Annotated in this window: 18 protein-coding genes and 1 riboswitch; of the genes, 4 read left to right on the plus strand and 14 right to left on the minus strand. The window is 73.2% G+C overall.

Annotated elements, in window-relative coordinates:
• Positions 1–113: 113 nt before the first annotated feature.
• The 8 genes from AB4039_RS19635 to AB4039_RS19670 form a co-directional block, all read right to left on the minus strand.
• Positions 114–1,499, minus strand: a complete 1,386-nt coding sequence (locus tag AB4039_RS19635; RefSeq protein ID WP_266839454.1) for an NAD(P)/FAD-dependent oxidoreductase — start codon at positions 1,497–1,499, stop codon at positions 114–116.
• Between the two features lie 534 nt (positions 1,500–2,033).
• Positions 2,034–2,975, minus strand: a complete 942-nt coding sequence (locus AB4039_RS19640; protein WP_266839456.1) for a Ppx/GppA phosphatase family protein — start codon at positions 2,973–2,975, stop codon at positions 2,034–2,036.
• Positions 2,972–3,514: a DUF501 domain-containing protein gene (locus AB4039_RS19645; RefSeq protein ID WP_266839458.1), complete on the minus strand. Its 543-nt coding sequence runs from the start codon at positions 3,512–3,514 to the stop codon at positions 2,972–2,974. The genes AB4039_RS19640 and AB4039_RS19645 overlap by 4 nt, the downstream gene beginning before the upstream one ends.
• A 56-nt stretch (positions 3,515–3,570) precedes the next feature.
• Entirely contained in the window at positions 3,571–4,059 is a 489-nt protein-coding gene (locus AB4039_RS19650) for a septum formation initiator family protein (RefSeq protein ID WP_266839461.1), read from the minus strand.
• Between the two features lie 98 nt (positions 4,060–4,157).
• A complete protein-coding gene (eno, locus tag AB4039_RS19655; protein ID WP_030028493.1) occupies positions 4,158–5,444 on the minus strand; it encodes a phosphopyruvate hydratase in 1,287 nt (428 codons plus the stop codon).
• A gap of 293 nt (positions 5,445–5,737) precedes the next feature.
• The gene (locus AB4039_RS19660; protein ID WP_266839464.1) at positions 5,738–6,490 is read right to left on the minus strand and encodes a LysM peptidoglycan-binding domain-containing protein; all 753 of its coding nucleotides are present in this window, start codon (positions 6,488–6,490) and stop codon (positions 5,738–5,740) included.
• 2 nt (positions 6,491–6,492) lie between these two features.
• A riboswitch (cyclic di-AMP (ydaO/yuaA leader) is annotated at positions 6,493–6,662 on the minus strand.
• Positions 6,663–6,937: 275 nt separating this feature from the next.
• Positions 6,938–7,963 carry a transglycosylase family protein gene (locus AB4039_RS19665; RefSeq protein ID WP_266839466.1) on the minus strand — a complete coding sequence of 342 codons (1,026 nt, stop codon included), beginning with the start codon at positions 7,961–7,963 and terminating at the stop codon, positions 6,938–6,940.
• 136 nt (positions 7,964–8,099) lie between these two features.
• Positions 8,100–9,383 (minus strand): cytochrome P450 family protein, encoded by a 1,284-nt coding sequence (locus AB4039_RS19670; RefSeq protein ID WP_266839468.1) that lies wholly within the window; start codon positions 9,381–9,383, stop codon positions 8,100–8,102.
• Positions 9,384–9,504: 121 nt separating this feature from the next.
• On the opposite strand from AB4039_RS19670, the gene AB4039_RS19675 reads away from it, so the two are divergent.
• Positions 9,505–10,710: a globin domain-containing protein gene (locus AB4039_RS19675; RefSeq protein WP_266839470.1), complete on the plus strand. Its 1,206-nt coding sequence runs from the start codon at positions 9,505–9,507 to the stop codon at positions 10,708–10,710.
• A gap of 84 nt (positions 10,711–10,794) precedes the next feature.
• Here the strand turns inward: AB4039_RS19675 and AB4039_RS19680 are convergent, their stop codons facing one another.
• Both AB4039_RS19680 and AB4039_RS19685 read right to left on the minus strand, forming a co-directional pair.
• The gene (locus AB4039_RS19680) at positions 10,795–11,898 is read right to left on the minus strand and encodes a nucleoside triphosphate pyrophosphohydrolase (RefSeq protein ID WP_442271348.1); all 1,104 of its coding nucleotides are present in this window, start codon (positions 11,896–11,898) and stop codon (positions 10,795–10,797) included.
• Between the two features lie 28 nt (positions 11,899–11,926).
• Positions 11,927–12,553, minus strand: a complete 627-nt coding sequence (locus AB4039_RS19685) for a SurA N-terminal domain-containing protein (RefSeq protein WP_442271349.1) — start codon at positions 12,551–12,553, stop codon at positions 11,927–11,929.
• A gap of 177 nt (positions 12,554–12,730) precedes the next feature.
• Here AB4039_RS19685 and AB4039_RS19690 point away from each other — a divergent pair, with 177 nt between their 5' ends.
• Positions 12,731–15,124: a YfhO family protein gene (locus AB4039_RS19690; RefSeq protein ID WP_266839476.1), complete on the plus strand. Its 2,394-nt coding sequence runs from the start codon at positions 12,731–12,733 to the stop codon at positions 15,122–15,124.
• Between the two features lie 63 nt (positions 15,125–15,187).
• On the opposite strand, the gene AB4039_RS19695 is transcribed toward AB4039_RS19690, so the two are convergent.
• Both AB4039_RS19695 and AB4039_RS19700 read right to left on the minus strand, forming a co-directional pair.
• A complete protein-coding gene (locus tag AB4039_RS19695; RefSeq protein WP_442271350.1) occupies positions 15,188–16,702 on the minus strand; it encodes a protein kinase domain-containing protein in 1,515 nt (504 codons plus the stop codon).
• Positions 16,699–17,373, minus strand: coding sequence for a hypothetical protein (locus AB4039_RS19700; protein ID WP_266839478.1), 675 nt, complete (start codon positions 17,371–17,373; stop codon positions 16,699–16,701). The genes AB4039_RS19695 and AB4039_RS19700 overlap by 4 nt, the downstream gene beginning before the upstream one ends.
• 458 nt (positions 17,374–17,831) lie before the next feature.
• On the opposite strand from AB4039_RS19700, the gene AB4039_RS19705 reads away from it, so the two are divergent.
• Complete coding sequence (locus AB4039_RS19705) at positions 17,832–18,677, plus strand: hypothetical protein (RefSeq protein WP_266839480.1); 846 nt, start codon at positions 17,832–17,834, stop codon at positions 18,675–18,677.
• A 60-nt stretch (positions 18,678–18,737) separates the two neighbouring features.
• Here the strand turns inward: AB4039_RS19705 and AB4039_RS19710 are convergent, their stop codons facing one another.
• Complete coding sequence (locus AB4039_RS19710) at positions 18,738–19,292, minus strand: GNAT family N-acetyltransferase (RefSeq protein WP_442271351.1); 555 nt, start codon at positions 19,290–19,292, stop codon at positions 18,738–18,740.
• A gap of 26 nt (positions 19,293–19,318) precedes the next feature.
• The gene (gene mfd, locus AB4039_RS19715) at positions 19,319–22,855 is read right to left on the minus strand and encodes a transcription-repair coupling factor (protein ID WP_266839481.1); all 3,537 of its coding nucleotides are present in this window, start codon (positions 22,853–22,855) and stop codon (positions 19,319–19,321) included.
• 180 nt (positions 22,856–23,035) lie between these two features.
• On the opposite strand from mfd, the gene AB4039_RS19720 reads away from it, so the two are divergent.
• Positions 23,036–24,502, plus strand: a complete 1,467-nt coding sequence (locus AB4039_RS19720; RefSeq protein WP_442271352.1) for a DUF2079 domain-containing protein — start codon at positions 23,036–23,038, stop codon at positions 24,500–24,502.
• Positions 24,503–24,587: the final 85 nt, after the last annotated feature.

Here is a 24,587-nt window from a genome sequence, read left to right on the forward strand (position 1 = left end):
TCAATCAGAACCGGCACCGGGTACGCCGAAGGGGCCGCCCGCACCACGGATGGCGGGCGGCCCCTTCGGGGACGTACGGGTACTGCTCGGGGTCCTGCCGGCGGGTGCCGGGGTCAGGAAGCCTTGGCCTTCTGGGCCGGAGCCGCGGCGGCGGCGGGGGCCGGAGCCGGCTTGGCGGCCTCGTAGAACTCCTCGCGCGGGGTCTCCAGCGCTCCGAGGGAGACGACCTCGCGCTTGAGGAACATGCCGAGGGTCCAGTCGGCGAAGACGCGGATCTTGCGGTTCCAGGTCGGCATGGCCATGCCGTGGTAGCCACGGTGCATGTACCAGGCGAGCCGGCCCTTGAGCTTGATCTTCATCTTGCCCATGACGATCATCGCGACGCCCTTGTGGAGGCCGAGGCCCGCCACCGCACCCTTGTTGGAGTGCGCGTACTCCTTCTGCGGGAAGCCCCGCATGCCGGAGATCACGTTGTCGCCGAGGACCTTGGCCTGGCGCAGCGCGTGCTGGGCGTTCGGCGGGCACCAGGCGTTCTCGACGCCGGCCTTGCGGGCGGCCATGTCGGGAACCTGGGCGTTGTCGCCGGCGGTCCAGATGTAGTCCGTGCCCTTGACCTGGAGGGTCGGCTCGGCGTCCACGTGGCCGCGGGGGCCGAGCGGCAGGCCGTAGCGGGCCAGGACCGGGTTGGGCTTGACGCCCGCGGTCCACACCAGGGTGTTGGAGTCGACCTCAAGGCCGTTCTTCAGCACCACGTGGCCGTCCACGCAGGAGTCCATGGAGGTGTTGAGGTAGATCTCGATGCCGCGCGACTCAAGGTGCTCCTTGCCCCAGGTGCCGAGCTTGGGCCCGACCTCGGGAAGGATCTTGTCGGCCGCGTCGACCAGGATGAAGCGCATGTCCTCGCGCTTGATCGTGGAGTAGTACTTCGCGGCGTCGCGGGCCATGTCCTCGACCTCGCCGATCGTCTCGGCGCCGGCGAAGCCGCCGCCGACGAAGACGAAGGTGAGTGCCTTGCGGCGGACGTTCTCGTCCGTCGTGGACTCGGCCTTGTCGAGCTGCTCAAGGACGTGGTTGCGCAGGCCGATGCCCTCTTCGACGCCCTTCATGCCGATGCCCTGTTCGGCGAGGCCGGGGATCGGGAAGGTGCGGGAGACGGCGCCGAGCGCGATCACCAGGTAGTCGAAGGGCAGCTCGTACGCCTCGCCGACCAGCGGCGTGACGACGGCGACCTTGCGGTCCTGGTCGATGGTGGTGACCCGGCCGGTGAGAACCTCAGCCTTGGGCAGCACGCGTCGCAGCGGGACGACGACGTGCCGAGGCGAGATGCTGCCTGCGGCCACTTCGGGGAGGAAGGGCTGGTAGGTCATGTACGACCGCGGGTCGACGACCGTGACGGTCGCCTCGCCGTAGCGCATCTTCTTCATGATGCGCTTGGCTGCGTACAGGCCTACGTACCCACCTCCTACAACGAGGATCCTGGGACGCTCCGTGGTGCTCATGGAATGAGTATCCAGCACCCCGAGGGGTGACGCTCGTGAGCCCCTTCACAAGGTGCTGTACACCCTCTGATACACTGCGCGGCCCACGTGACCCAGATCATGGCGCGCAACGGGAACCGGAGTGGATCAGAAATCGTTGTTCACCCGTCCTGAACTGGCCTCCAGGGCCTGGACCGGACTGGACCACTGGTCTTCGTCCATACCTCTGATACGAAACCCGCAGCCCTACTTCTTCGCACAAACACACGGAGAAACGGCCTCGCGACCCCCGAGAACCCCTCGAAGGGCCCTTCCCGCGGCCCAGCAGTCCTCTTTTCCTTGTGAAGAACTTCACGAAGTTCAGGCGGAGGAGGGGACTTTCAGCCTCCGCGAGCCCTCCGCGAGCCCCCCGCCCGGCCTCCGCTCGGTCCTCGCTCGCCCCGATCACGACCACCCCATCGGGCGGAACACGATGTTCAGCCCCGGGGCGCCCGAAGGCCGCCCGGAGTTCGGGACTCCGGGCGGCCCGTGCGAGGCGTACGGCCCACGGCGGGTTCAGGCCGCGGACCAGGCGATGCCGTCGAGGATGTCGTGTTCCGAGACCACGACCTCGGACGCTCCCGTCCGCTCCATGATCGCGAGCAGGACCAGGGCGCCGGCGCCGATCACGTCGACCCGGCCCGGGTGCATCACCGGGATCGCGGCGCGTTCGGCGTGCGTCGAGGCGAGCATGCGCTCGCTGATCTCGCGGACCCGCTCGTAGGGGATCCGGGAGTGGTGGATCGCCGACGAGTCGTACTCCGCCAGGTCCAGGGCGATCGCGGCGACCGTGGTCACCGAGCCCGCCAGGCCCACCAGGGTGCGGGCCTCCGCCAGCGGGACCGTCTGCGCGGCCAGGTCCAGGGCCGCCTCGATGTCGGCGCGCATGGCGGCGACCTGCCCGGCGGCCGGCGGGTCGGTGACCTGCCCGTCCACGACCAGGTGGCGCTCGGTCATGCGGACGCAGCCCACGTCCACCGAGCGGGCCGCCCGTACGTGCTCCTCGCCGACCACGAACTCCGTCGATCCGCCGCCGATGTCCACGACCAGGAAGGGCCGCTCCAGGTGGGTATGGCCGGTGAGCTCCCGGGTGGCGCCGGTGAAGGAGAACTCGGCCTCCTGGTCCCCGGAGATCACCTCGGGCTCCACGCCCAGGATGTCCAGGACGCCCCGGACGAAGTCGTCCCGGTTCTCGGCGTCCCGCGAGGCCGAGGTGGCCACGAAGCGGACCCGCTCGGCACCCAGCTCCTTGATCACCGTGGCGTACTCGCGGCAGGCCGCGAAGGTGCGTTCCAGCGCCTCCGGGGCCAGTCGGCCGGTCCGGTCCACGCCCTGGCCGAGCCGGACGACCGTCATCCGGCGGTCCAGCTCGACCAGATCGCCGGTGGCCGGGTCGCAGTCCGCGACGAGGAGGCGGATGGAGTTCGTACCGCAGTCGACGGCCGCGACCCGGGTCACGCGTCGGCCTCCGCCTTCTTCTCCCCGCACGGGGTGACGCAGGCGCCCTTGGCCCACCACTCGGGCAGCATCGCCAGGGCCTCGTCGCCGAAGGGGTTCACGCCGGGGCCCGCGGCCAGCGAGTGGCCGACGAGCACGTGCAGGCACTTCACCCGGTCCGGCATGCCGCCGGCGCTGGGGAAGCCCTGGAGCACCTCGATGGCGTCGCGCCGCCGGATGTAGTCCTCGTGCGCGGCCTGGTAGGCGGCGGCGAGCTCCGGGTCCTCGGCGAGCCGGGCCTGCATCTCCTTCATCACACCGTTGGCCTCCAGCGTGCCGATCGCGGAGGCCGCGCGCGGGCAGGTGAGGTAGTAGAGCGTGGGGAAGGGGGTGCCGTCGGGGAGGCGCGGGGCGGTCTCCACGACGTCCGGCTGGCCGCAGGGGCAGCGGTGCGCGATCGCGCGCAGCCCGCGCGGGGGGCGGCCGAGCTGCTGCTGGAACGCGTCGATGTCCGCGTCGGTCGGCTCGGTCCGGTCGGTCTGGGGCGGGGGCGTCTGCATGCCTGGAGGGAGTCTCTTCGTTCTCGTGGGTGGGTGCGGGGACGGGGCGGCCGGTCTCAGTCGCCGGGGCGGTCGGCCTTGTCGACGCCGTCCCAGACGTTGGAGTACCAGGGGCGGTCGGATCCCGACTGCCCGCCGCGGCGGTGTTCCGCGGCTCCGGAGCCGGGGTCGGTCATGATGTAGCCGACCTCCCCCGGGCGCAGGAAGTGCAGGTGCCTGCGCGCCTGCTGCTCCGCGTAGGCGGGGTCCTGCCAGCGGGCCTTCTCGTCCCGGAGCTGGTCGAGGCGCTTGCGCGCGTCGTCGGCGGCCCGCTGCTGGTCCGCGATCTCCGAGCGCTGGGAGACGTATTGGCGCATCGGATACGCGAGGGCGACGACCAGGGTACAGAGGACGAGCACCAGCAGGGCCGCCCGGCCCGTGAGCCGGCTGCGCCGGATGTGCCGGCGGGACTGCGAGCGGTAGACGTGGGCCGCGGTGCGCTCGCCGAGCTCCTTGAGCCTGGTCGCCGTCGAGAAGGTGGAGAACCGATCCCGGTTCCCGGCCATGGTCCCGCCTCCCCTGGTGCGTACTACGCAATACGTCCCCGCACACGGTACGGGACCGAGTGCGGGGACGTACGGAGGCCAGCGCCGAGAGGCGGTGATTAGCCCTTGAAGCGCGGGAACGCCGAGCGGCCCGCGTACACCGCGGCGTCGTCGAGGATCTCCTCGATGCGCAGCAGCTGGTTGTACTTGGCGACGCGGTCCGAGCGGGCCGGGGCGCCGGTCTTGATCTGACCGCAGTTCACGGCGACGGCGAGGTCGGCGATGGTGACGTCCTCGGTCTCGCCGGAGCGGTGCGACATCATGCACTTGAAGCCGTTGCGCTGGGCCATCTCGACGGCGTCGAGGGTCTCGGTCAGCGAACCGATCTGGTTCACCTTCACGAGCAGGGCGTTCGCGGAGCCCTCCTCGATGCCGCGGGCCAGGCGCTCCGGGTTGGTGACGAAGAGGTCGTCGCCGACGATCTGGACCTTGGCGCCCAGGCGGTCGGTGATGGTCTTCCAGCCGGCCCAGTCGTCCTCGAACAGCGGGTCCTCGATGGAGACCAGCGGGTACGCCTCGACGAGCTCGGCGTAGTAGTCGGTCATCTCGGCGGCCGAGCGGGACTGACCCTCGAACTCGTACTTGCCGTCCTTGTAGAACTCGGACGCGGCGACGTCGAGCGCGAGCGCGATGTCCTTGCCCGGGGTGTAGCCGGCCTGCTTGATGGCCTCGATGATGAGGTCGAGCGCGGCGCGGTTGGACTCCAGGTTCGGGGCGAAGCCGCCCTCGTCGCCCAGGCCGGTGGACAGACCCTTGGTGTGCAGGACCTTCTTGAGGGTGTGGTAGACCTCGGCACCCCAGCGCAGCGCCTCGGAGAAGGACTCCGCGCCGATCGGGGCGATCATGAACTCCTGGATGTCGACGTTGGAGTCTGCGTGCGACCCACCGTTGAGGATGTTCATCATCGGAACGGGCAGCAGGTGCGCGTTCGGGCCGCCGAGGTAGCGGAAGAGCGGCAGGTCCGAGGCCTCGGACGCGGCGTGCGCGACGGCGAGGGACACGCCGAGGATGGCGTTGGCGCCGAGGGAGCCCTTGTTGTCGGTGGCGTCCAGGTCGAACATGGCCTGGTCGATCAGGCGCTGCTCGGTGGCGTCGTAGCCGACGAGCTCCGGGCCGATCTGCTCGATGACGGCGAGGACGGCCTTCTCGACACCCTTGCCCATGTAACGGTTGGGGTCACCGTCACGGAGCTCGATGGCCTCGAACGCTCCGGTGGAGGCGCCGGACGGAACGGCAGCACGGCCGGTGCTGCCGTCGTCGAGGCCCACCTCGACCTCGACCGTGGGGTTGCCTCGGGAGTCCAGGATTTCCCGGGCTACGACGACGTCGATGGACGGCACGAGCATCTCCTTCTGGGATGTGACGCTGGGTGTGCGGTGGCGGACGGCCGTGGGACGGCCTTGCCGACTAGAGCCTAACCGGCTCCGGGCACTGGGCCTGTCGCCGCCCGGGTCCTGGGACGAAAAAGGGCCCGAATACCCCTCTTCCCTGACATAAGACCCTCACCTGTTCGCCCTCGGCGGTATCCGCCGCAGCCCGGCGGCGGCGCACAACACACCGCCGCCCGGCGCGTGGGACACGCGCCGGGCGGCGGGAAGCACTACGGGCCGGGCCCGGTGATGCGGTGTTACGAGGGAGTTCAGCTGAGCTTCAGCTTCTGCCCCGGGAAGATCATGTCGGCGTCGTCGACGATGTCCTTGTTGAGCTCGAAGAGCTTCTCCCAGCCGCCCTTGACGCCGTTGGCCTGGGCGATGGTCCCGAGGGTGTCGCCCTCCTTGACCTCGTACGAGCCGTTGCCGGTCTTCACGGTGCCGGTCGACGGGGCCTCGGTCTTCGGGGCGGACGGCTTGGCCGGGGCGGGCTTGGACGGGGTCCAGTTGCCGGAACCGGAGCCGCCGGCCTTGGTCTCGGTGTCGGCCTTCGGGGTGGAGGGCTTCGCCGGGGCGGGCTTGGCCGGGGCCGGCTTGGTGTCCGGCTTCGGCTTCGACGGGGTGGTGGTCGAGCCGCCGCCGTTGTACGCGGAGTTGGACAGGCCGACGCCGCAGGACGGCCAGGCGCCCTTGCCCTGACCCTTGAGGACCTTCTCGGCGATGGCTATCTGCTGGCTCTTGGAGGCCTGGTTGGCCTGCGCGGCGTACGCCTTGCCGCCGTACGCGGCCCAGGTGGAGGACGAGAACTGCAGGCCGCCGTAGTAGCCGTTGCCCGTGTTGATGGACCAGTTGCCGCCGGACTCGCAGGAGGCGACCTTGTCCCACTCGCTGACGGTGGCGGCGCTCGCGGAGCCCGCGGCCATCAGCGGGGCGGCGACGGCGACACCGGCGACACCGGCGAGCGTGACGATGCGGACGGCCTTGGAGCCGCGACGGTGCTTGCCCTTGCCGGAAAGCAGCATGGAGTTCTCCTCACCGACGCCTTCGAGGTGAGCTGTCGGGTTCGGGCGGATGAGTTGCCCGGTCACGTGTCGAGCACGTGGCTTAACCCCTAGCCGTTCGTGACCGTCTCTCAACGGCCTTTCCCGGCGCCTACCTTGGTTCCCCCGCTCCTGCCTTCGGCGCTTGACGCGACGACTGTTCCCTCCGTCCGCCGGCAGGATTCGGCGATGCGGTCGAAGGAGCCCGCGGTGGCGAGCGATTCAGAAGGTAGACAGGTCTCTCCCCGATGTTCAACGCGCGACATCAGGGAGAAACCGGCCTACTTGCATTCCTCAAATGGGCGTTTTCGCAGGTGAGGGCGGGGTTTGCGGAAGTTCCGGAACGAGACACGCCAGTTGACCGGAAGAGACGCATGTCTCATTTACCGATAACGGACATTCAAGTCTTTCTGGGTGCCCGAACTGCCCCTATTTCTTGGTTAGATCCAGGTTCTGGCCCGGCTTGATGAGGTCCGCGTCCCCGCCGATGACCTGCTCGTTGGCCTGGTAGAGGGCGGTCCAGCCCCCCTTGAGGCCCTTGGCGTTCGCGATGTCGGTGAGGCTGTCGCCCGGCTTCACCGTGTACGTGGGGTCCGGGGTGCCCGACGCCGTGCCGGGCGCGCCCGCCACCTCGACGGCCGCCGGGCCGCGGTGCTTGCCCGCGCCCTCGCCCTTCTCCGCGGCCGGAGAGACGGGGTTGGCGCCGGGGGTCGTCGGGGCCGGGGAGGCCGGGGAGGCCGTCGGGTCCACCGGGGCGGTCGGGCTGACCGGGGCCGTCGGGGAGACCGGGGCGGTCGGGTCCACCGGGGTGGTGGGGGTGACCGGGGGCGCGGTGGTCGGCGCGGTCGGGTCCGGGTCCGGCATGACGGGCAGTCCGGTGTTCGGGCCCAGCGGGTAGTCCGGCAGCCCGCTCGGGCTCGTGGAGGGGGAGGCGCCCGGCGTCCCCGGCTGCGGGGTCGGGGCCCCGAAGTCCGTGGCGCGCCCGCTCGAACTCTTGTCGGGCACGGTGTTGTCCGGCCGGGTCGGGGTGGGGGCGACGGGCCCGCGGCGGTTGCCGGGGTCCACCTGCGGCGCCGGCCCCTGCTGGGTCAGTCCGGCCGAGGCGGAGCACAGCGGCCACGCCTGGGGGCCCTGGGAGGCCAGCACGGTCTCGGCGACCGCGATCTGCTGGGAGCGGCTGGCGAGGTCGGGGCGCTCCGCGTAGGCGAGTCCGCCCGCGTTCTTCCACTGCTCCAGGCTGAACTGGAGGCCGCCGTAGGCCCCGCTGCCGGAGTTGGCGCTCCAGGTGCCGCCGCTTTCGCAGTCGGCGACCTTGTCCCACGTGGCGGTGTCGGCTGCGCTCGCGTTCGTGGCGGCGAGCAGCGGCAGGGCCAACGCGGAGCCGGTGACTCCGGCGGTGACGACCAGGGCTGGTACCTGGCGGGGGCGTCTGTGGCGGCCGTTCCCGGGAAGCATGTGGCTGCACCTTTCGCATAACGGCGGGGTAACGGCAGAACCTAGCCGCCTTCGAACGGATGTCACAAGTTCGGGCCGGGGCTGACTTCCGGTCAGCCGATCGGTTCCCGCCGCCGGGTTGCCGGACCCCGGTGTTTCAAGGTGTGAAGCGGACGGGGAGGGTGCGAAGGCCCCGCATGATGAGCCCGCCGCGCCAGCGCAGGTCCGTGGGGGGAACGGCAAGTTCCAGATCCGGCAGACGCGTCAGCAAAGTCGCGAGCGCCGTCTGGCCTTCGAGACGGGCGAGCGGGGCGCCGAGGCAGTAGTGGATCCCGTGGCCGTACCCGAGGTGCTGATTGTCACTCCGGGAGAGGTCGAGGGTGTCCGGGTCGGCGAACCGGGCGGGGTCGCGGTCGGCCGCCGCGAGGACCACCAGGACGGGGTCCCCCACGGCGACGTCCTGCCCGCCGAGGGTCAGCGGCTCGGTCGCGAAGCGCCAGGTGGCCAGCTCCACCGGCCCGTCGTAGCGCAGCAGTTCCTCGACGCCGGTCTCCAGGAGGGCGCGCTCCCCGGCCGCGAGGGAGTCCTGGAGGCGCGCGCGCTGGTCCGGGTTCACGAAGAGGGCGTGCAGGCCGTTCCCGATCAGGTTGACCGTGGTTTCGAAGCCGGCGAACAGGAGGATGAAGGCCATCGCCGTGGCCTCCGCCTCCGTCAGGTGGTCCCCGTGGTCGCTCGCCCGGATCAGGTCCGAGATGAGGTCATTGCCCAGATCGTCCCGCTTGCGGTGGATCAGTTCCCCGAGATAGGTGCGGATCTGCTTCACGGAGCGAGCCACCCCGCCGCGCGGTCCCCCGCCGTGCCGGATCATCATCCCGGCCCAGTCGCGGAAGTCGTCCTGGTCCTCGCGCGGTACGCCGAGCATCTCGCAGATGGCGTAGATGGGGAGCGGGAAGGCGAACTCATGGATGAGATCGGCCTCCCCCCGCTCCGCGTCGCCCGCCTTCTCGACGATCCTGTCGATCAGGTGGTCGGTGAGCTCCTGCACGCGCGGGGTGAACTCGGCGACCCTGCGCGGGGTGAACGCCTTCGACACCAGCCGCCGCAGCCGGGTGTGGTCCGGCGGGTCGATGTTCAGCAGGTGCGTCATCAGCTCCGCCTTGCGCTCCCCCGGGATCCCGGTCTTGCCCTTGGCGTGCGCGGGTTCCGCGTGGTGCGCCGGGTTCTTGCTCAGCCGCTGGTCGGCGAGGGCCTGGCGGGCGTCGGCGTAGCGGGTCACGAGCCAGGCCTCGACCCCGCTGGGGAGCTTCGTGCGGTGCACCGGGGAGTGCTCGCGCAGCCAGGCGTAGGCCGGGTAGGGGTCGGTCGCGAACTCCCAGTCGAAGAGGGTCGGCCCCTGGGAGGGGGAGCCGTCGGCCGCGGGAGTGGAGGTCTGCTCATGCACCTGACGACGTTATCCCGGCCGGAAGCCGCCATCCCATATGGGCGGTTAGCCGCGGCTGTCCGTAGATGGGCCGTCGCTTGACCTCGGCTTCCACGACATTCCTACTTTCGGATTTGTGGACGTGAGGATCTTGAAGAGCAGTTTCGCGGTGGTGGAGAGACGGGCCGAGCACGCGGTCAAGTTCTTCTACTCCCACCTCTTCTGGCACCACCCCGGACTCCGCACCCTCTTCCCGGCCTCCCCCGAGGACATGGAGCGCCAGCGCGACCGCCTCTTCGCCGCGCTCACCCACGTCGTCGCGCAGCTGGAGAGCGAGACCCTCCTCCCCTATCTACGCGACCTCGGACGCGACCACCGCAAATTCCTCGTCGGCCCCGAGCACTACGCGGCCGTCGGCGCCAGCCTCCTCGCCGCCCTCGCCCAGACCTCCGGCGACGCCTGGACCCCCGTCGTCGAGAAGGCCTGGACCGAGGCCTACCAGGTCATCGCCGACGCGATGACGGCCGGCGCCGCCGCGAGCCCGGAGCCCCCCTGGTGGGACGCCGAGGTGGTGCGCCACCTGCGGTACGGAGAGGACATCGGCGTGCTCACCCTGCGCCCGCACGTCCCGCTCCCCTACCGGCCGGGCCAGTACGTCAGCGTGAGCAGCGAACGCGTCCCGAGGACCTGGCGCACGTACTCCCTCGGCAACGCGCCCCGCCCCGACACCACCGTCGACCTGCACGTGAGCCGCATCGAGGGCGGCCGGCTCAGCACCGCGCTGGTCCGCGACGTCCGGCCCGGCGAGCTGCTGCGGCTCGGCGCCCCGGGCGGCGCCCTGGGGCTGCGCCGCGAGGACCGGCCCGTCACCCTCATCGCCGCCGGCACCGGGTGGGCGCCGGTCCGGGCCATGCTGGAGGACCTCGTGGCGCACCCTCCCGATCAGGACGTGCGCCTCTTCGTGGTCGCCCGGGACGGCGCCCACCTCTACGACCGCCCGCTCATCGACGGGTACGCCGCCTCCTGCCGGTGGCTCTCCGTCACCTACATCACCCCCGCGCCCGGGCGGCACCGCAACCAGGCCACCGGCCGGCTGGCCACCGCCCTCGGCCACCGGGCCCTGTGGCGGGAGCAGGACGTCCACCTCAGCGGCCCCGCGCAGTTCGTGGAGGAGACCGCGGGCCTCCTGGAGGAACTGGGCGCCCGCCCCGACCGGCTCTTCCACGACGCCGTCCCCGCCTCCGGTGCCGCGCGGACCCGGCCGCTGGGCTTCGGCGAGTGGTTCCTGGGCCGCCCCGACCCGCACTGGCACAACCCGGCGGGACGCACCCCGCGCGACACCCGCTGAGCCGGGCGCCGCCGCCCGCCCACCGCCTGCCCGCCCACCGCCCGCCCCCTACCGGCCTACCGCCCACGCACCCGGGCCGCCGGCTCAGCCGAGGCCCTCGGCCACCCTGATCGCGTCCCGGTACGCGCGGGCCGCCGCGCGCAGCGCCGTCTCGGGGTCGGTCCCCGCCGCCTCGGCGCGCGCCGCCAGCGCGAGCAGTTCGTAGCCGACGCCCTCGCCACGGGGCAGTTCCACGTCGATGCCGCCCGCCCGGACCCGGCCGGCGAGCTTGGCCGCGAGCGCGAGCCCCGGCTGGCCCAGCGGGATCCCGTCGGTGACCGACTCCCGCTGCTTCTCGACCGCCTTGGTGGCCTGCCAGTGCGCTTTGACGTCCTCCGGGGAGTCGGCCCGGGCGTCCCCGAAGACGTGCGGGTGGCGGCGGACCAGCTTGTCCACCAGGTCTCCCGCGACATCGTCGATGGAGAAGGCCGCCTCCCGTCCTTCTCCTTCTTCCCCTTCTTCTCCCTCTTCCTCCGCCCGTTCCTCCGCCCGGCCCGCCTCCTCGGCGATGCGGGCGTGGAAGAACACCTGGAGCAGCACGTCGCCGAGCTCCTCGCGCAGCGCCGCGCGGTCGCCGTCCTCGATCGCCTCGACCAGCTCGTACGCCTCCTCGATGGCGTACTTCACCAGCCCCTCGTGGGTCTGCCGGGAGGTCCACGGGCATTCGCGCCGGACCCGGTCCATCACCTGCACCAGGTCGAGCAGGCGCGCTCCGGGCAGGTCGTAGGAGCCCGGCAGCAGTTCCAGGTCGGGCATGCTGACGCGGCCGGACCCGGCGAGACGGGCCAGTCCGTCCGTGAGCCGCTGGTCACCCTCGCCGCCGGGGATCACCACGACCGTACGGCCGCCCGCGCACGCGTCGACGAGCCCGTGCGCGTCGGGCACCTCCCGCGCCACCTCCACCCCCGCCTCGCGCAGGTACGGCAGCTGCGGGTGGGCCGGATCGGCGCACAGCACCAGGTCCGCGGCGCGCAGGGTCCGCCAGGCCGACCAGGAGAGCAGGCCGGGGGCGACCCGGTGGCTGGCGGTCAGCAGGACGATCCGGCCGGGGCCGGCACCGGCTTCGGCACCGGCTTCGGCGGGGGCACCGGCGCGGGCATCGGCGGAGGCGGCGGGGGCGGGGGCGGGTTCGGCGGTGTGGTCGGTCACCCTCCGAACCTACCTCCGCCCGCGCGCGTCAGGCTCCGGCGGGGCCCGCCTGCTCGGGGCGGGTCCGCTGGGTGATCCACGGGGTCTGCTGGTCACCGAGGATGATCTGCTGCGCGTCCCAGTGGCCGTAGCGCGGGTTGACCTCGATGTGCAGGTCCTTCGCCGCCTGCCCGAGCTTGGCCAGGGCCTTGTCCTGGCTGCCGTAGTGCTCGAAGAGCTTGTCGCGCAGCAGCTTGAAGCGGGTGTCCGCCTCCAGCTGGTCCGGCGCCAGCTGCGCCTGCTGCAGCGCGGCCGCCGCGAGCTCCTTCTCCCCGCCCGCCTGCTGCAGCTGCGCCTTGCGGACCTCTTCGATCTCCCGGGTGTTCACGCTCAGGCCCGCGTCGTCGGCGGCCCGCTCCAGGACGGCGGTCTGGATCATCTTGTTGAGTTTGAGGCGCTCCAGTCCTGCGGTCGCCTCGATGAGCTGCGCACCCTGCCCGGAACGGTTCTGCGCCGTGCGGACGTCGTTGACCTGGGCCTGGAGCGCGGAGGTGGTGATGCGTTCCCCGCCGACGACGGCGGCCGTGCCGGGGCGCGTCCCGCCCGAACAGGCGGCCAGCAGGGGGGCCGCCGCGAGGAGGGCGGCGGAGACGGAGAGCGCTGTGCGACGGTGCAAAGGAGCCTCCAGGGCCGGGAGATTGTGCGTCGGTGCACAAGGGCCGTGCGGTGATCGATGGTATGCAGTCAGGGTGGTACGGGCCACCGCTTCGACCAACGATTCGGGGGGTGTTGGGGTGCGAGTTCACCCCCCGGCCACCGCCCTGCCCACCGTTCCTGGGATGGTCGCTCCACCATGTCGACACAGCAGCTCGCCCCGCACCGCGTCCCCGACCGTCCCGTCCCCGCTCTCCCGCGCCGCTCCGCGCGGCGGGCCGGCCTGGTGGGGGCGGCGTTCGCGGCGCTGGTCACCGTCGTGGCCGTGTGCGGCGGGGACGCCACCGCGCGCGTCTTCCCGTACGGGCCCCGCCACCGCAGCGTCAACGACCTCGGCAACCAGTTCGTGCCGTTCCACGCGCACCTGTGGGACCTGCTGCACGGGCGGGCGCAGGGCGGTCTCCTCTTCAACTGGCAGTCCGGCTACGGGACCAGCTTCCTGCCCGATCTGGGGACCTATCTGACGAGCCCCTTCGCCGTGCTGGTGGCGCTCTTCCCGCGCCAGGACATCGACCTCGCGGTGTACGTGGTCACCGTGCTGAAGACGGCCGCCGCGGCGGCGGCCATGGCCTGGCTGCTGCGCACCCAGCGGCCGGGGCCGTGGTGGGCCGCGGGACTGCTGGGGGCCTCGTACGCGCTGTGCGGCTGGTCGGTGATCGAGGCCTCCTACAACCCGATGTGGCTGGACGGGCTGATCGCCTTCCCCCTGCTGTGCCTCACCGGCGAATGGGCACTGCGCGGGCGGCGGCCCGTGCTCGGGGTGCTGGTGGTGGCGGTGGGCTGGACGGCGAACTTCTACACCGCGTACATGGCCACCCTGGGTGCGGCCCTGGTGCTGTTGGTACGGGTGGCGCTCACCCGGGAGGGCGTGAGGGAGCGGGCCCGGGTGGCCGGGCGGGCGGCGGGGACCGTGCTGCTGGGGATCGGGCTGGCCGCGCCGGTGCTGGCGCCGCTGTTCCTGAGCTCGAAGCAGGCCTATCCGGGGTGGTCCCGCCCGTTCGGTCCGGTGCCGTGGTCCGACCTGTTCGCGCGGCTGATGCCGGCGACGTACTCCTTCAACTCCCCCGCGGTGTTCGTGGGCACCGGGACCCTGCTGCTGGTCGCGGCGCTCCCCTTCCACCGGGCCCTGCCCGCCCGGACCCGGTGGTGGTGGGCGGGGCTGGTCACGGCGGTGCTGCTGTCGCTGCAGTGGGAGCCGACCCACCTGGCCTGGCACCTGTTCGCCACCCCGAACGGGAGCGCGTACCGGCAGACCTTCGTGCTGGCCGGGATCGTGGTGATCGCCGCCTGGACGGGGCTGGCGGCCGGACTGCCCTCCGGCCGGGCACTGGCCGCGGGGGCCGCGGTGCTGGCGGCGGCCGGGCTGTGGGCGAGCGGCAGCGCCCTGACCACGACCTGGGGGTACGCCCTGTCCGTCGGCGGGCTGGCGCTGACGGCCGGGGCCTGGTGGGCGCTGCGCCGGCCGCGGCTGCTGCTGCCCGCCGCCGGTCTGCTGGCGGTGGTGCTGGTGGCGCAGGCCGCGGCGACGACGGCGTACGGCCACAAGGGCAAACTCGCCGGGCTGGACGACTACCCGTCCTGGAACGCGGCGCACACCCGGCGCGCCGAGGCCCTCGCGGGCGCCGAGGGCTGGCCCGCGTACCGGACCGACGCGGGCCGGCCGGCGCTGTCCGGCAACGACCCGATGCTGCTGGGGGGCGAGGGCGGCTCGTACTACAGCAGCCACACCCCGGACGTGTTCACCCGCACGATGCAGGCGCTGGGCGCGGGCTGGACCTCGCGGGGCCGCAACGTGCAGAGCATCGACAACCCGGTGACGGACGCGGTGTTCGCGGTCGGCGCGCGCCTGAAGCCCGACGGCACGATCGCCCGCGCCGAGGTCCCGCCGCTGGTCACCGTCCACCCGGCGGGCCCCGAACCGGCTTACGGGGAATCCCCCTTCGCCAACCAGGAGCTGCTGCTGGGCGCGAAGGTGTACGAGGACCCCGTCGCGCCCGGCGTCTGCCGGGCGGGGACGGAGGCCTACCTGTGGGCCCCGGAGTACAACGCCACGGCCCGCCTCGCCGGTGGCCGCCCGTTCCGGCTGAACGGCAGCGCCCCCCGCAACCGGGCGGCGCTCCAGCCCCTCGGTCTCTCGCGCGGGCCCGCCTCCAGGCTGATCTTCGACCGGCCCGCCCCGGCGCAGTGGGCGCTGTCCTGCCTGGACCGGCCCCGCCTGACGGCGGCGGTGTCGGCCCTGCGCGCCACGGCCGCCACCTCCGTACGGGTCACCGCCTCGGGCCTGCGCGCCACCCTGCCGCCGGGCAGCCGGGGCACGGCCGTGGTCGCGGTCCCGGCGATCGCGGGCTGGACCTGCGACGGCCGCCCGGCCCGATCCCGGCTCGGYCTGCTGGCCGTCCCCCTGGACGGCCGGACCACCACCCTGACCTGCTCCTTCCGCCCCCCGGGCCTCGTCCCGGGCACGGCGGCGGCCGGCCTGTCGGCGCTGGTGGTGCTCGGCCTGGCGCTCAGGCGCCGGCAGCGGGCGCGGTGACGCGGGGTCACCGGCGCCGCGGCGCCCGGTCCCGGGACCGGGCGCCCGGTCCCGGCCGGGAGGTCAGCGCACCTGGCCCAGCCACTGCAGGGTGCGGCGGACGTCCACCGCGAGGGGGTGGCCCGGCCCGTGGACGCGGTCCGTGTCGTACAGGAGGCGGACCAGGGTGTCGTGGGCCGCGGGACGGTCGCCCAGCGACAGCAGCAGGTGCGCTATCCGGCGGCGGACCTCCAGCGGGAGCCCCGGGTCCGGATTGGCGTAGTGGTTCTCGAACAGGGGCAGCAGCGACCGGTACTCGGCCAGGGCCGCCGCCGGCTCGCCGAGCTGCTCCAGGCACTGCGCGGCGTCGTAGCGGAAGCGCAGCGCCTGCGGGTCCCCGGCCGGGAACTCGTCCGCGAGGCGCCGCAGTTCGGGCAGGGCGCGGCGGAACTGGCCGTCGTCCATCAGGGTGGCGGCGTACTGCTTGCGCAGCGAGCGGACCACCGGGGAGTGCTCGCCGTGCTCGGCGGCCGCCGCCGGGAGGATCCCGCCGAGGATGTCCACGGCCCGGGTGAGCTGCCCCTGGTCGAGCAGCTGGCGGGCCTCGTCCACCGCGCCGGGGATGTCCGGCCGGGGCGGCGCGGGCGGGTCGGCCGGCCGGGGCGGGACGACGGCGGCCCGGTCCGGCCAGGGCGCCTGGGGGCGCAGGAAGGGGCGGGTGGGGTCGAGGGGGCCCGCCGGGGCGCGGCTGCCGCGGGCCGGGAGCAGGGGTTCGAGGGCCTCGTAGACCTCCTGCGCGGAACCGGGCCGGTCCTGCGGGTCCTTGGCGAGGAGGCGCAGCATCAGCGCCTCCAGCTCCGGCGGGATCTCGGGGCGCAGCGGACGCACCGGGGCCGGGGGCTCGTAGAGGTGGCGGTGCAGGACGCCGAGGGCGGTGGATCCGGCGAAGGGGACGTTGCCGGAGAGGAGTTCGTAGAGCAGCACGCCGAGGGCGTAGAGGTCGGTGTAGGGGCCGACCGCGCCGCCCATCGCCTGTTCGGGCGCCATGTAGGCGGGACTGCCGATCGGGGAACCGGTGCTGGTGAGGCGGGTGGTGTCGGTGTCCATCACGGAGGCGACGCCGAGGTCCAGGACGAGCACGGTCCCGTCGGGCCGGATCATCACGTTGCGGGGCTTGAGGTCGCGGTGGACGATCGGCACCGCGTGCACGGCGGAGAGCACGGCGCACAGCTGCGCGGCCACCGCGACCGCCCAGGGCCACGGGTACGGGTCGTGTCCGGCGAGGTGGTCGGCGAGGTCGGAGCCCTCGACGTAGCCCATGACGAGGTAGAGCTCGTCGCCGTCGTTGCCGGCGTCGTGGACGGTGACCAGCCCGGGGTGGTCCACCTGGGCGGTGACGCGGCATTCGCGCACGAAGCGGCGGCGCAGCTCCTCGGCGACGGTGCCGGGGCCGGCCACCCGGTCGGGGCGCAGCAGTTTGACGGCGACGCGCCGGTCCAGGCGGCGGTCGTAGGCCGTCCACACCTGGCCCATGCCGCCCTGGCCGAGGATGGTGGCGAGCTGGTAGCGCTCGCCGATCAGGCGTTCGCCGTCGGTCACCGGTTCGGGTCCTGGAACGCCGTGCTGTTCGGGTCCTGGTAGGGGCCGCCGGGCTGCGGGGGCCGCGGCGGGCGGGCCGGGCCCTGACCCTGGCCCTGACCGGGTCCCTGGCGGCGCAGGAGCTCGCTGAGTTCGTCGAGTTCGGCGCGCACCTGCCCCAGGCGCGGCGGCGTCTGCGGGGGGACCTGCGGGGGCGCCGGCGCGGGGGCCGGGTTCGGCACGGGCGGGTAGCCGTAGGAGGGGGTGGTCTGCTGCCCGCCGTACGGGGCCTGCGGGCCCGCCGGGTACCAGGGCGCGGCCCCGACGGCCGGGGCGGGGCGCTTGTTCTCGTGGTGGCGGATGTCCGCGACCAGGTGGTACACGCAGATCGCGAAACCCGTGAAGATCGAGCCACCGGTGCCGAGGTTGCTCTGCCAGCCGTTGACCTCGGCCGTGGGGTCCATCTCGATGAGGGTGAGCCAGACGATCGACAGCACCCCGCTGATGACCAGCAGCGCCCAGTCCCGCCCCTTGCGGGTGAGGATCGCGAGCCGCAGCACCGACCCCCAGGCGAAGAACCCGCAGCTGAGCAGCGGCAGCGCCGTGAACAGCACGCGCAGCGTCATCTCGCTCCCGGAGAGGGAACGGTGGCCTTGGGGGCCGTGCTGCGGCGGGAGGCCGGGGCCGTGCATCGCTGCTCCTGACGAGGCGTACGGAAGGGTGCTGGTCTGAGCGTATACAGCCTTTCCGGCCGTCCGTGAGGGGAAGGCCCCAACCGTTGCAGGGTCGCAGCCCGGTCGGTCCGGGGCGCCGCATCCGCGGACCGGCCGCGGCGCGCCCGCTGGACGACCCGCTCCCCGACCGCCCCGGCCGCCCGTCCTTCCCGTCCTTCCCCTCCCTCCCCTCCAGCCGCCCTCCGGGTGGCCGCGGTTGCCCTCTGGATTCCTGACCGATCCCAGGGGGACCCGTCGTGCGCACCACACCGCCCGGACCCGTACCCGCGTCCATGGCCGCACTCGCCTGCGCGGCCCTGCCGGCCGCCGGCGCCCCCGCCGGGGCGCGTCCCGGGCCGGGGCCGCCCGCCCGGTGTCGCAGGCACCCTCTAGGCTCGACGGCTGAGCCTGTTCGACTTTCCACGGGGGGATCCGAAATGCGCAGCCGTACGAAGACCAGCGCGGCGGCCCTCGCCGCCACGGCCCTGATCGGCACGGGCCTGACGGCCTGCGGGGGCGCTCCGGGCAGGGCCGCGTCCGTGGGGCGCGAGGCCCGTGCGGCGCAGGCCCCTGCGCCCTCGGCCCCGGGCGGGGCCCCGGCGCCCGCCCGCAGCGGCGGCCCGCTCACCGAACGCTCCGGGCAGGAGATCCTGACGGAGGCCTACGAGGCCACCCGCAAGGCGGAGTCGGCGCACGTCACCGCGAAGGTCGACTACCAGGGCAAGCCGATGCAGATCGACCTGTCGCTCGACAAGAAGGGCAACTGCAACGGCGCCGTGCGCCTGGAGGGCATGGGCCGCCTCGACATCATCAAGTCCAGCGAACTGGTGCACTTCCGGGGCGACGCCGCCTACTGGCGGGGCGCGGCCCGGGAGCGGCACACCCCGCAGAAGCAGACGGACCAGATGGTGGCCGCGCTCGCCGACCGGTGGGTGAAGGTCCCCGTCTCCGATCCGCGGGCCGCGTCGATGACGGGCAGCTGCGACCTCGACAAGCTGACGGGCGACTTCGGCAAGGGCAGCCCGCTCGCCCGCAAGGGCCAGACCACCACCGTCGAAGGCAAGCCGGCGCTGGCGGTCACCTCCCCGTCCCGGCAGGGCACCCAGACCGACTACGTCGCCACGGAGGGCAAGCCGTACGTGCTGAAGTCGGCGGTCAGCGGGGACACCCCCGGCGAGGCGCTGTTCTCGGCGTTCGACGTCCCGGTCGACACGGCCTCCCCGCAGGACTCCGACGTCCTGGACCTGTCGAAGATCGGCGGCCCGGCGGGCGAGGCCGTCTGACGGCCGTCCGGCCCTCCCGCCGCGTCCGACCCGTCAGGCCCGCCCGGCCCGCCCGCCCCGTCAGGCGCGGGCCCGCCGCACGTGCAGGTGGCCGCTGAGGGGGAACTCGGGCGGCGCGGCGGGCAGGGTCGTCTCGAAGGCGTACCCGCTCTTGGCGGCGACGCGGCAGGAGGCCTCGTTGTCCTCCTGGTGCAGGAGGTCCAGGCGTTCCAGCCCGGCGCCGGCGAAGGTGGCGAACGCCCAGGCGGTGAGGGCTTCCAGGGCGCGCGGGGCGACGCCGCGGCCCCGCGCGGGCGCCGCCGTCCAGTAGCCCACCTCGGCGGACGGACCGTCCGCCCCCGCCCGCTTGAGGGCGGTGCCGGCCACCAGCAGCCCCGAGTCCTCCTCCACCACGGCGAAGCCGAACCGCCGGCCCTCGGCCCAGTCCCGCCGGCCGTCCTCCACGAACATCAGCCCGTCGCGTTCGCTGTCGACCGGGTACCGGGTCCGGCGGCGCATCAGCGGGTCCCGGTACGCCCCCCTGAGCGCGGGCACGTCCGCCTCCTCCCAGGGGCGCAGCAGCAGGGCCGGACGGTCCTGCTGCGCCGGGCAGCGGAGGGCGACGGAAGGGATCATCATCCGATGATAGGCAGCCGGGCCGGCTACGAGCCGAGGATGGTGGTGAGGAACTCCCCCGTCCAGGCCAGGAGTTCCCGCCCGACCAGGGGCTTCCCGCCGACCCGGGCCGTCTTCGGACGCGGCACCAGTACCTGCGAGGTCGCGGGCTTGAGCACCGTCCCCGGGTAGAGCCGCTTCAGCCGCAGCTCCTGGGACTCGCGCAACTCCACCGGCCCGAAGCGGATGTTGGGCCCCTGGAGGGTGATGTCGCCGACCCCGCAGGCCCGCGCGAGCATCCGCAGTCCCGCCACCAGCAGCAGGTTCTCCACCGGCTCGGGCAGCTTGCCGTAGCGGTCGGTGAGCTCCTCGCGCACCGCCTTGACGTCGGCCTCCGAGTTCGCCGACGCGATGGACCGGTACGCCTGCAGGCGCAGCCGCTCCCCGGGCGCGTAGTCGTGCGGGACGTGCGCGTCGACCGGCAGCTCGATCTTGACCTCCAGCGGCGGCTCCTCCTCCGCCCCGCCCTCGATCGCGGCCCGGTAGTCGGCCACGGCCTCGCCGACCATCCGGATGTACAGGTCGAAGCCGACGCCCGCGATGTGTCCGGACTGCTCGCCGCCGAGCAGGTTGCCCGCGCCGCGGATCTCCAGGTCCTTCATCGCCACGTACATGCCGGCGCCCATCTCGGTGTGCTGGGCGATCGTCGCGAGCCGCTCGTGCGCGGTCTCGGTCAGCGGCTTCTCCGGCGGGTACAGGAAGTACGCGTACCCGCGCTCGCGCCCGCGTCCGACGCGGCCGCGCAGCTGGTGCAGCTGGGAGAGGCCGAAGTTGTCGCCGCGCTCCACGATCAGGGTGTTGGCGTTGGAGATGTCGATGCCGGACTCGACGATCGTCGTCGAGACGAGCACGTCGAACTTCTTCTCCCAGAAGTCGACGACCACCTGCTCCAGGGCCTGTTCCGACATCTGCCCGTGCGCGGTCGCGATGCGTGCCTCGGGCACGATCTCGCGGAGCCTGGCGGCGGCCCGGTCGATGGACTCGACCCGGTTGTGGATGTAGAAGCACTGCCCCTCGCGCAGCAGTTCGCGGCGGACGGCCGCGCCGATCTGCTTCTCCTCGTACGGGCCGACGAAGGTCAGGACCGGGTGGCGCTCCTCGGGCGGGGTGGTGATCGTCGACATCTCGCGGATGCCGGTCACCGCCATCTCCAGGGTGCGCGGGATCGGGGTCGCGGACATGGTCAGCACGTCCACGTTGGCGCGCAGCTTCTTCAGCTGCTCCTTGTGCTCGACGCCGAACCGCTGCTCCTCGTCGACGATGACCAGGCCGAGGTCCTTGAACTTCGTCTCCTGCGAGAACAGCCGGTGGGTGCCGATGACGATGTCGACCGACCCCTCCTTCAGCCCCTCCAGGGTGGCCTTGGACTCGGTGTCGCTCTGGAAGCGCGACAGCGCCTTCACGTTCACCGGGAACTGCGCGTACCGCTCGGAGAACGTCCCGAAGTGCTGCTGCACCAGCAGGGTGGTGGGCACGAGGACGGCGACCTGCTTGCCGTCCTGCACCGCCTTGAAGGCCGCGCGGACGGCGATCTCCGTCTTGCCGTAGCCGACGTCGCCGCAGATCAGCCGGTCCATGGGGACGGACTTCTCCATGTCCTCCTTGACCTCGGCGATGGTGGTGAGCTGGTCGGGGGTCTCCGCGTACGGGAAGGCGTCCTCCAGCTCGCGCTGCCAGGGGGTGTCCGGGCCGAAGGTGTGGCCGGGGGCCGCCATGCGGGCGCTGTAGAGCTTGATGAGGTCGGCGGCGATCTCCTTGACCGCCTTCTTCGCGCGCGCCTTGGTCTTGGTCCAGTCGGCGCCGCCGAGCCGGTGGAGGGTCGGGGCCTCGCCGCCGACGTACTTGGTGACCTGCTCCAGCTGGTCGGTGGGGATGTAGAGGCGGTCGCCGGGCTGGCCCCGCTTGGCGGGCGCGTACTCGACGAGGAGGTACTCGCGGGTGGCGCCCTGCACCGTGCGCTGGACCATCTCGATGTAGCGGCCGACGCCGTGCTGCTCGTGGACGATGTAGTCGCCGACCTCCAGGGTGAGGGGGTCCACGGACTTGCGGCGCCGGGTCGGCATCCGGCCGAGGTCCTTGGTGGCGGTGCGCTGCCCGGTCAGGTCGGTCTCGGTCAGCACGGCCAGCCGCAGGGCCGGGTCGACGAAGCCGTTGTCGAGGGAGCCGCAGGACACGTGCACGACGCCCGGCTCCAGGGCCGGCAGGTCTGCCTCCAGCCGGGCCGCGATGCCCTCGCCGCCCAGGACCTCCACGGTGCGGGCCGCCGGGCCGTGGCCCTCGGTGAGGTAGACGGTGTGCCAGCCGTCGGCGATCCAGCCCTTGGTGTCGGCGAGCGCCCGGGCGGTGTCGCCGCGGTAGGCCTCGGGGGCGCGCATGCCCAGCCGCAGGGTGTCCCCGCCGGCCAGGTCCGCGTCCTCGGCGGCGAAGGGGGAGACCGACCACCACATCATGCCGAGCTCGCGGGCGTGGTCGCGGACGTCGGCGATGCCGCGCAGCGAGGCCGCGCCGACGTCGATGGGGGCCTCGCCGCCGCCGGCGGTGGCCGCCCAGGAGGCCATCAGGAACTCCTGCGAGGTCGCCACCAGGTCGGCGGCCCGGGTCCGCACCCGCTCCGGGTCGCACACCACGGCCATGGACCCGGCGGGCAGTACGTCGATCAGCAGTTCCATGTCGTCGACGAGGACCGGCGCGAGGGACTCCATGCCCTCGACCGCGATCCCCTCGGCGATCTTGTGCAGAAGTTCGCCCAGCTCCGGGTGGGCCTCGGCCAGGGCCGCCGCCCGTTCGCGCACCTCGTCGGTGAGCAGCAGCTCCCGGCAGGGCGGGGCCCACAGGCCGTGCTCGGCGATCTCCAGGGAACGCTGGTCGGCGACCTTGAAGTAGCGGATCTCCTCGACCTCGTCGCCCCAGAACTCCACGCGCAGCGGATGCTCCTCGGTGGGCGGGAACACGTCGAGGATGCCGCCGCGCACGGCGAACTCGCCGCGCTTCTCGACCAGCTCGACGCGCGCGTACGCGGCCGCGGCCAGCGCCCCGGTGACCTCGCCGAGGTCGGTGCTCTGCCCCTGGCGCAGACTGACGGGCACCAGGTCCCCGAGCCCCTTGACCTGCGGCTGGAGCACGGAACGGATGGGGGCCACGACCACCGAGACGGGCCCGGCGGCCGGGTCGTCCTTGCTCGGGTGCGCGAGGCGGCGCAGCACCGCGATGCGGCGGCCGACGGTGTCGCTGCGCGGGCTGAGGCGCTCGTGCGGCAGCGTCTCCCAGGAGGGGTAGTCCACCACCCCGTCGGCCGGCAGCAGCGAGCGCAGCGCGGCGGCCAGGTCCTCGGCCTCGCGCCCGGTGGCGGTGACCGCGAGGACGGTCCGCTCCGTACGGGCGGCCAGCGCGGCGATCGCGAAGGGCCGCGCGGCGGCCGGACCGACGAGGTCCACGTGCATGCGGTTGCCGTCCCCGGCCGCCGTGACCGCCTCGGCGAGGGCGGGGTCCCGGGTGACGGCATCGAGCAGTCCGTGCAGGCTCATGAAGGCGGATTTCCATCCTGGGGAGGGGCGTGGAGGGGCAACGCGAAGGACCCGACACGTGAACGGGCCGGGGGTTCCCACCCTACGACGCGGGTGTGACGCCCGCGCGGGGGATTGAGGCCTCCGCACGGGTGAGGGGCCGGAGCGTCCCGCTCCACTCCGGGATGACAATCTGTCCTTATGTCCACGTCCGGGAGCCCCCAGACCGCCGAGGAGCCCGCGGGCGGACCCGCCGCGCCCTCCCCGCCGACGTACGCCCGCCCGCCCGCCGCCGGGCGGGCCCGCCTGGCGGCCGCGGCCGTGCGACGGGCCCCGTACGCCCTCGTCGGCGTGCTGTTCCTGGCGTACGCGACGCTCTCCGTCTGCCGCCACCGGCGGATGGAGGAGTCCTCCTGGGACCTGGGGATCTTCGAGCAGGCGGTCAGGGCCTACGCCCACCTCCAGGCCCCGGTGGTGGACCTGAAGGGCCCCGGGGCCCTCGTCCTCGGCGACCACTTCAGTCCCGTCATCGCCCTGATCGCCCCGCTCTACCGGGTCTTCCCGGGCCCGGTCACGCTGCTGGTGGTGCAGGCGGCGCTGCTCGCGCTGTCCGCGCTGCCCGTCACCCGGGCCGCGGTCCGCCTCCTGGGGCAGGGCCGCGGGCTCGCGGTCGGAGCGGCGTACGGACTGTCCTGGGGGATCCAGCGGGCCGTCGACTTCGACTTCCACGAGATCTGCTTCGCGGTGCCGCTGCTGGCCTTCTCGCTGGAGGCGCTGCTCGCGCGCCGGTGGCGGGCCGCGCTCCTCTGGGCGCTGCCGCTGCTGCTGGTCAAGGAGGACCTCGGGGCCACCGTGGCGGTGCTGGCCCTGGTGATCGCCCGGCGGGCCCGGAGCACGGACCGGCGGGCCGCCCGGCTCGCGCTCGCCGCCGCGCTGGCCGGGGTGGTGACCGCCGTACTGCTCTTCACCGTGGTGATACCCGGCTTCGCCCTGGACGGCTACACCTACTGGGAGAAGATGGGCAAGGGCGGCGGCCCCTTCCACGGGTACGGCACGAAGCTCGCCACCCTCGCCTGGCTGCTGGCGCCCACCACCGGTCTGCTGGCGCTGCGCTCCCCGCTGCTGCTGGTGGCCGCGCCCACCCTCGGCTGGCGGTTCCTGTCGAGCGACCCGTACTTCTGGTCCACCGACTTCCACTACAGCGCCGTCCTGATGCCGGTCGTCTTCCTCGCCCTGGTCGACGCGCTCGACACCGTACGGCGCGACCGGCGGCCGTGGCTGCGCTCCTACGCCCACCAGCTGCCCGCCGCCGTGCTCGCCGCGGCCCTCGCGCTGAGCGCGACCAGCCTGCCGCTGGCCCGGCTCGGGGAGCGGGAGACCTACCGCAAGCCCGCCCGGGTGGCCGCCGTGGAGAAGCTGCTCGCGCGGATCCCGGACGGGGTGGGGGTGGAGGCCGACATCGGTGTGCTGACCCGGCTGACCTCGCGCTGCCGGGTCTTCTGGATCGGCAACACCCGGGGCGTGCTCCCCGCCTACCTGACCCTCGACAACTCCACCGGCTGGGCCGGGCAGAACCCGGTCGACTACGCCGCCCGGCTGCATCCGGGGTCGCGGTTCGTCCTGGTGGGCGAGGCGGGCGGGGTCGTCCTGCTCCAGCGGGTGGCCTGAGCCGGAAACGGGCGGCGCCGGCCCCGGCCCGTCCTCTCGGACGTGCCGGGGCCGGCGCGTTTCCCCCGTGGTTCCCCCGTTCCCT

This window comes from Streptomyces sp. M-16 (assembly GCF_052114405.1).
Classification (GTDB): domain Bacteria; phylum Actinomycetota; class Actinomycetes; order Streptomycetales; family Streptomycetaceae; genus Streptomyces.

Bases quoted from the DNA above. Each gene is read 5' to 3' on its own strand.
- AB4039_RS19635 (WP_266839454.1), bottom strand. From the start codon at position 1,499: ATGAGCACCACGGAGCGTCCCAGGATCCTCGTTGTAGGAGGTGGGTAC.
- AB4039_RS19645 (WP_266839458.1), bottom strand. From the start codon at position 3,514: ATGCAGACGCCCCCGCCCCAGACCGACCGGACCGAGCCGACCGACGCG.
- AB4039_RS19650 (WP_266839461.1), bottom strand. From the start codon at position 4,059: ATGGCCGGGAACCGGGATCGGTTCTCCACCTTCTCGACGGCGACCAGG.
- eno (WP_030028493.1), bottom strand. From the start codon at position 5,444: ATGCTCGTGCCGTCCATCGACGTCGTCGTAGCCCGGGAAATCCTGGAC.
- AB4039_RS19660 (WP_266839464.1), bottom strand. From the start codon at position 6,490: ATGCTGCTTTCCGGCAAGGGCAAGCACCGTCGCGGCTCCAAGGCCGTC.
- AB4039_RS19665 (WP_266839466.1), bottom strand. From the start codon at position 7,963: ATGCTTCCCGGGAACGGCCGCCACAGACGCCCCCGCCAGGTACCAGCC.
- AB4039_RS19700 (WP_266839478.1), bottom strand. From the start codon at position 17,373: ATGCACGGCCCCGGCCTCCCGCCGCAGCACGGCCCCCAAGGCCACCGT.
- AB4039_RS19705 (WP_266839480.1), top strand. From the start codon at position 17,832: ATGCGCAGCCGTACGAAGACCAGCGCGGCGGCCCTCGCCGCCACGGCC.
- AB4039_RS19710 (WP_442271351.1), bottom strand. From the start codon at position 19,292: ATGATCCCTTCCGTCGCCCTCCGCTGCCCGGCGCAGCAGGACCGTCCG.
- mfd (WP_266839481.1), bottom strand. From the start codon at position 22,855: ATGAGCCTGCACGGACTGCTCGATGCCGTCACCCGGGACCCCGCCCTC.
- AB4039_RS19720 (WP_442271352.1), top strand. From the start codon at position 23,036: ATGTCCACGTCCGGGAGCCCCCAGACCGCCGAGGAGCCCGCGGGCGGA.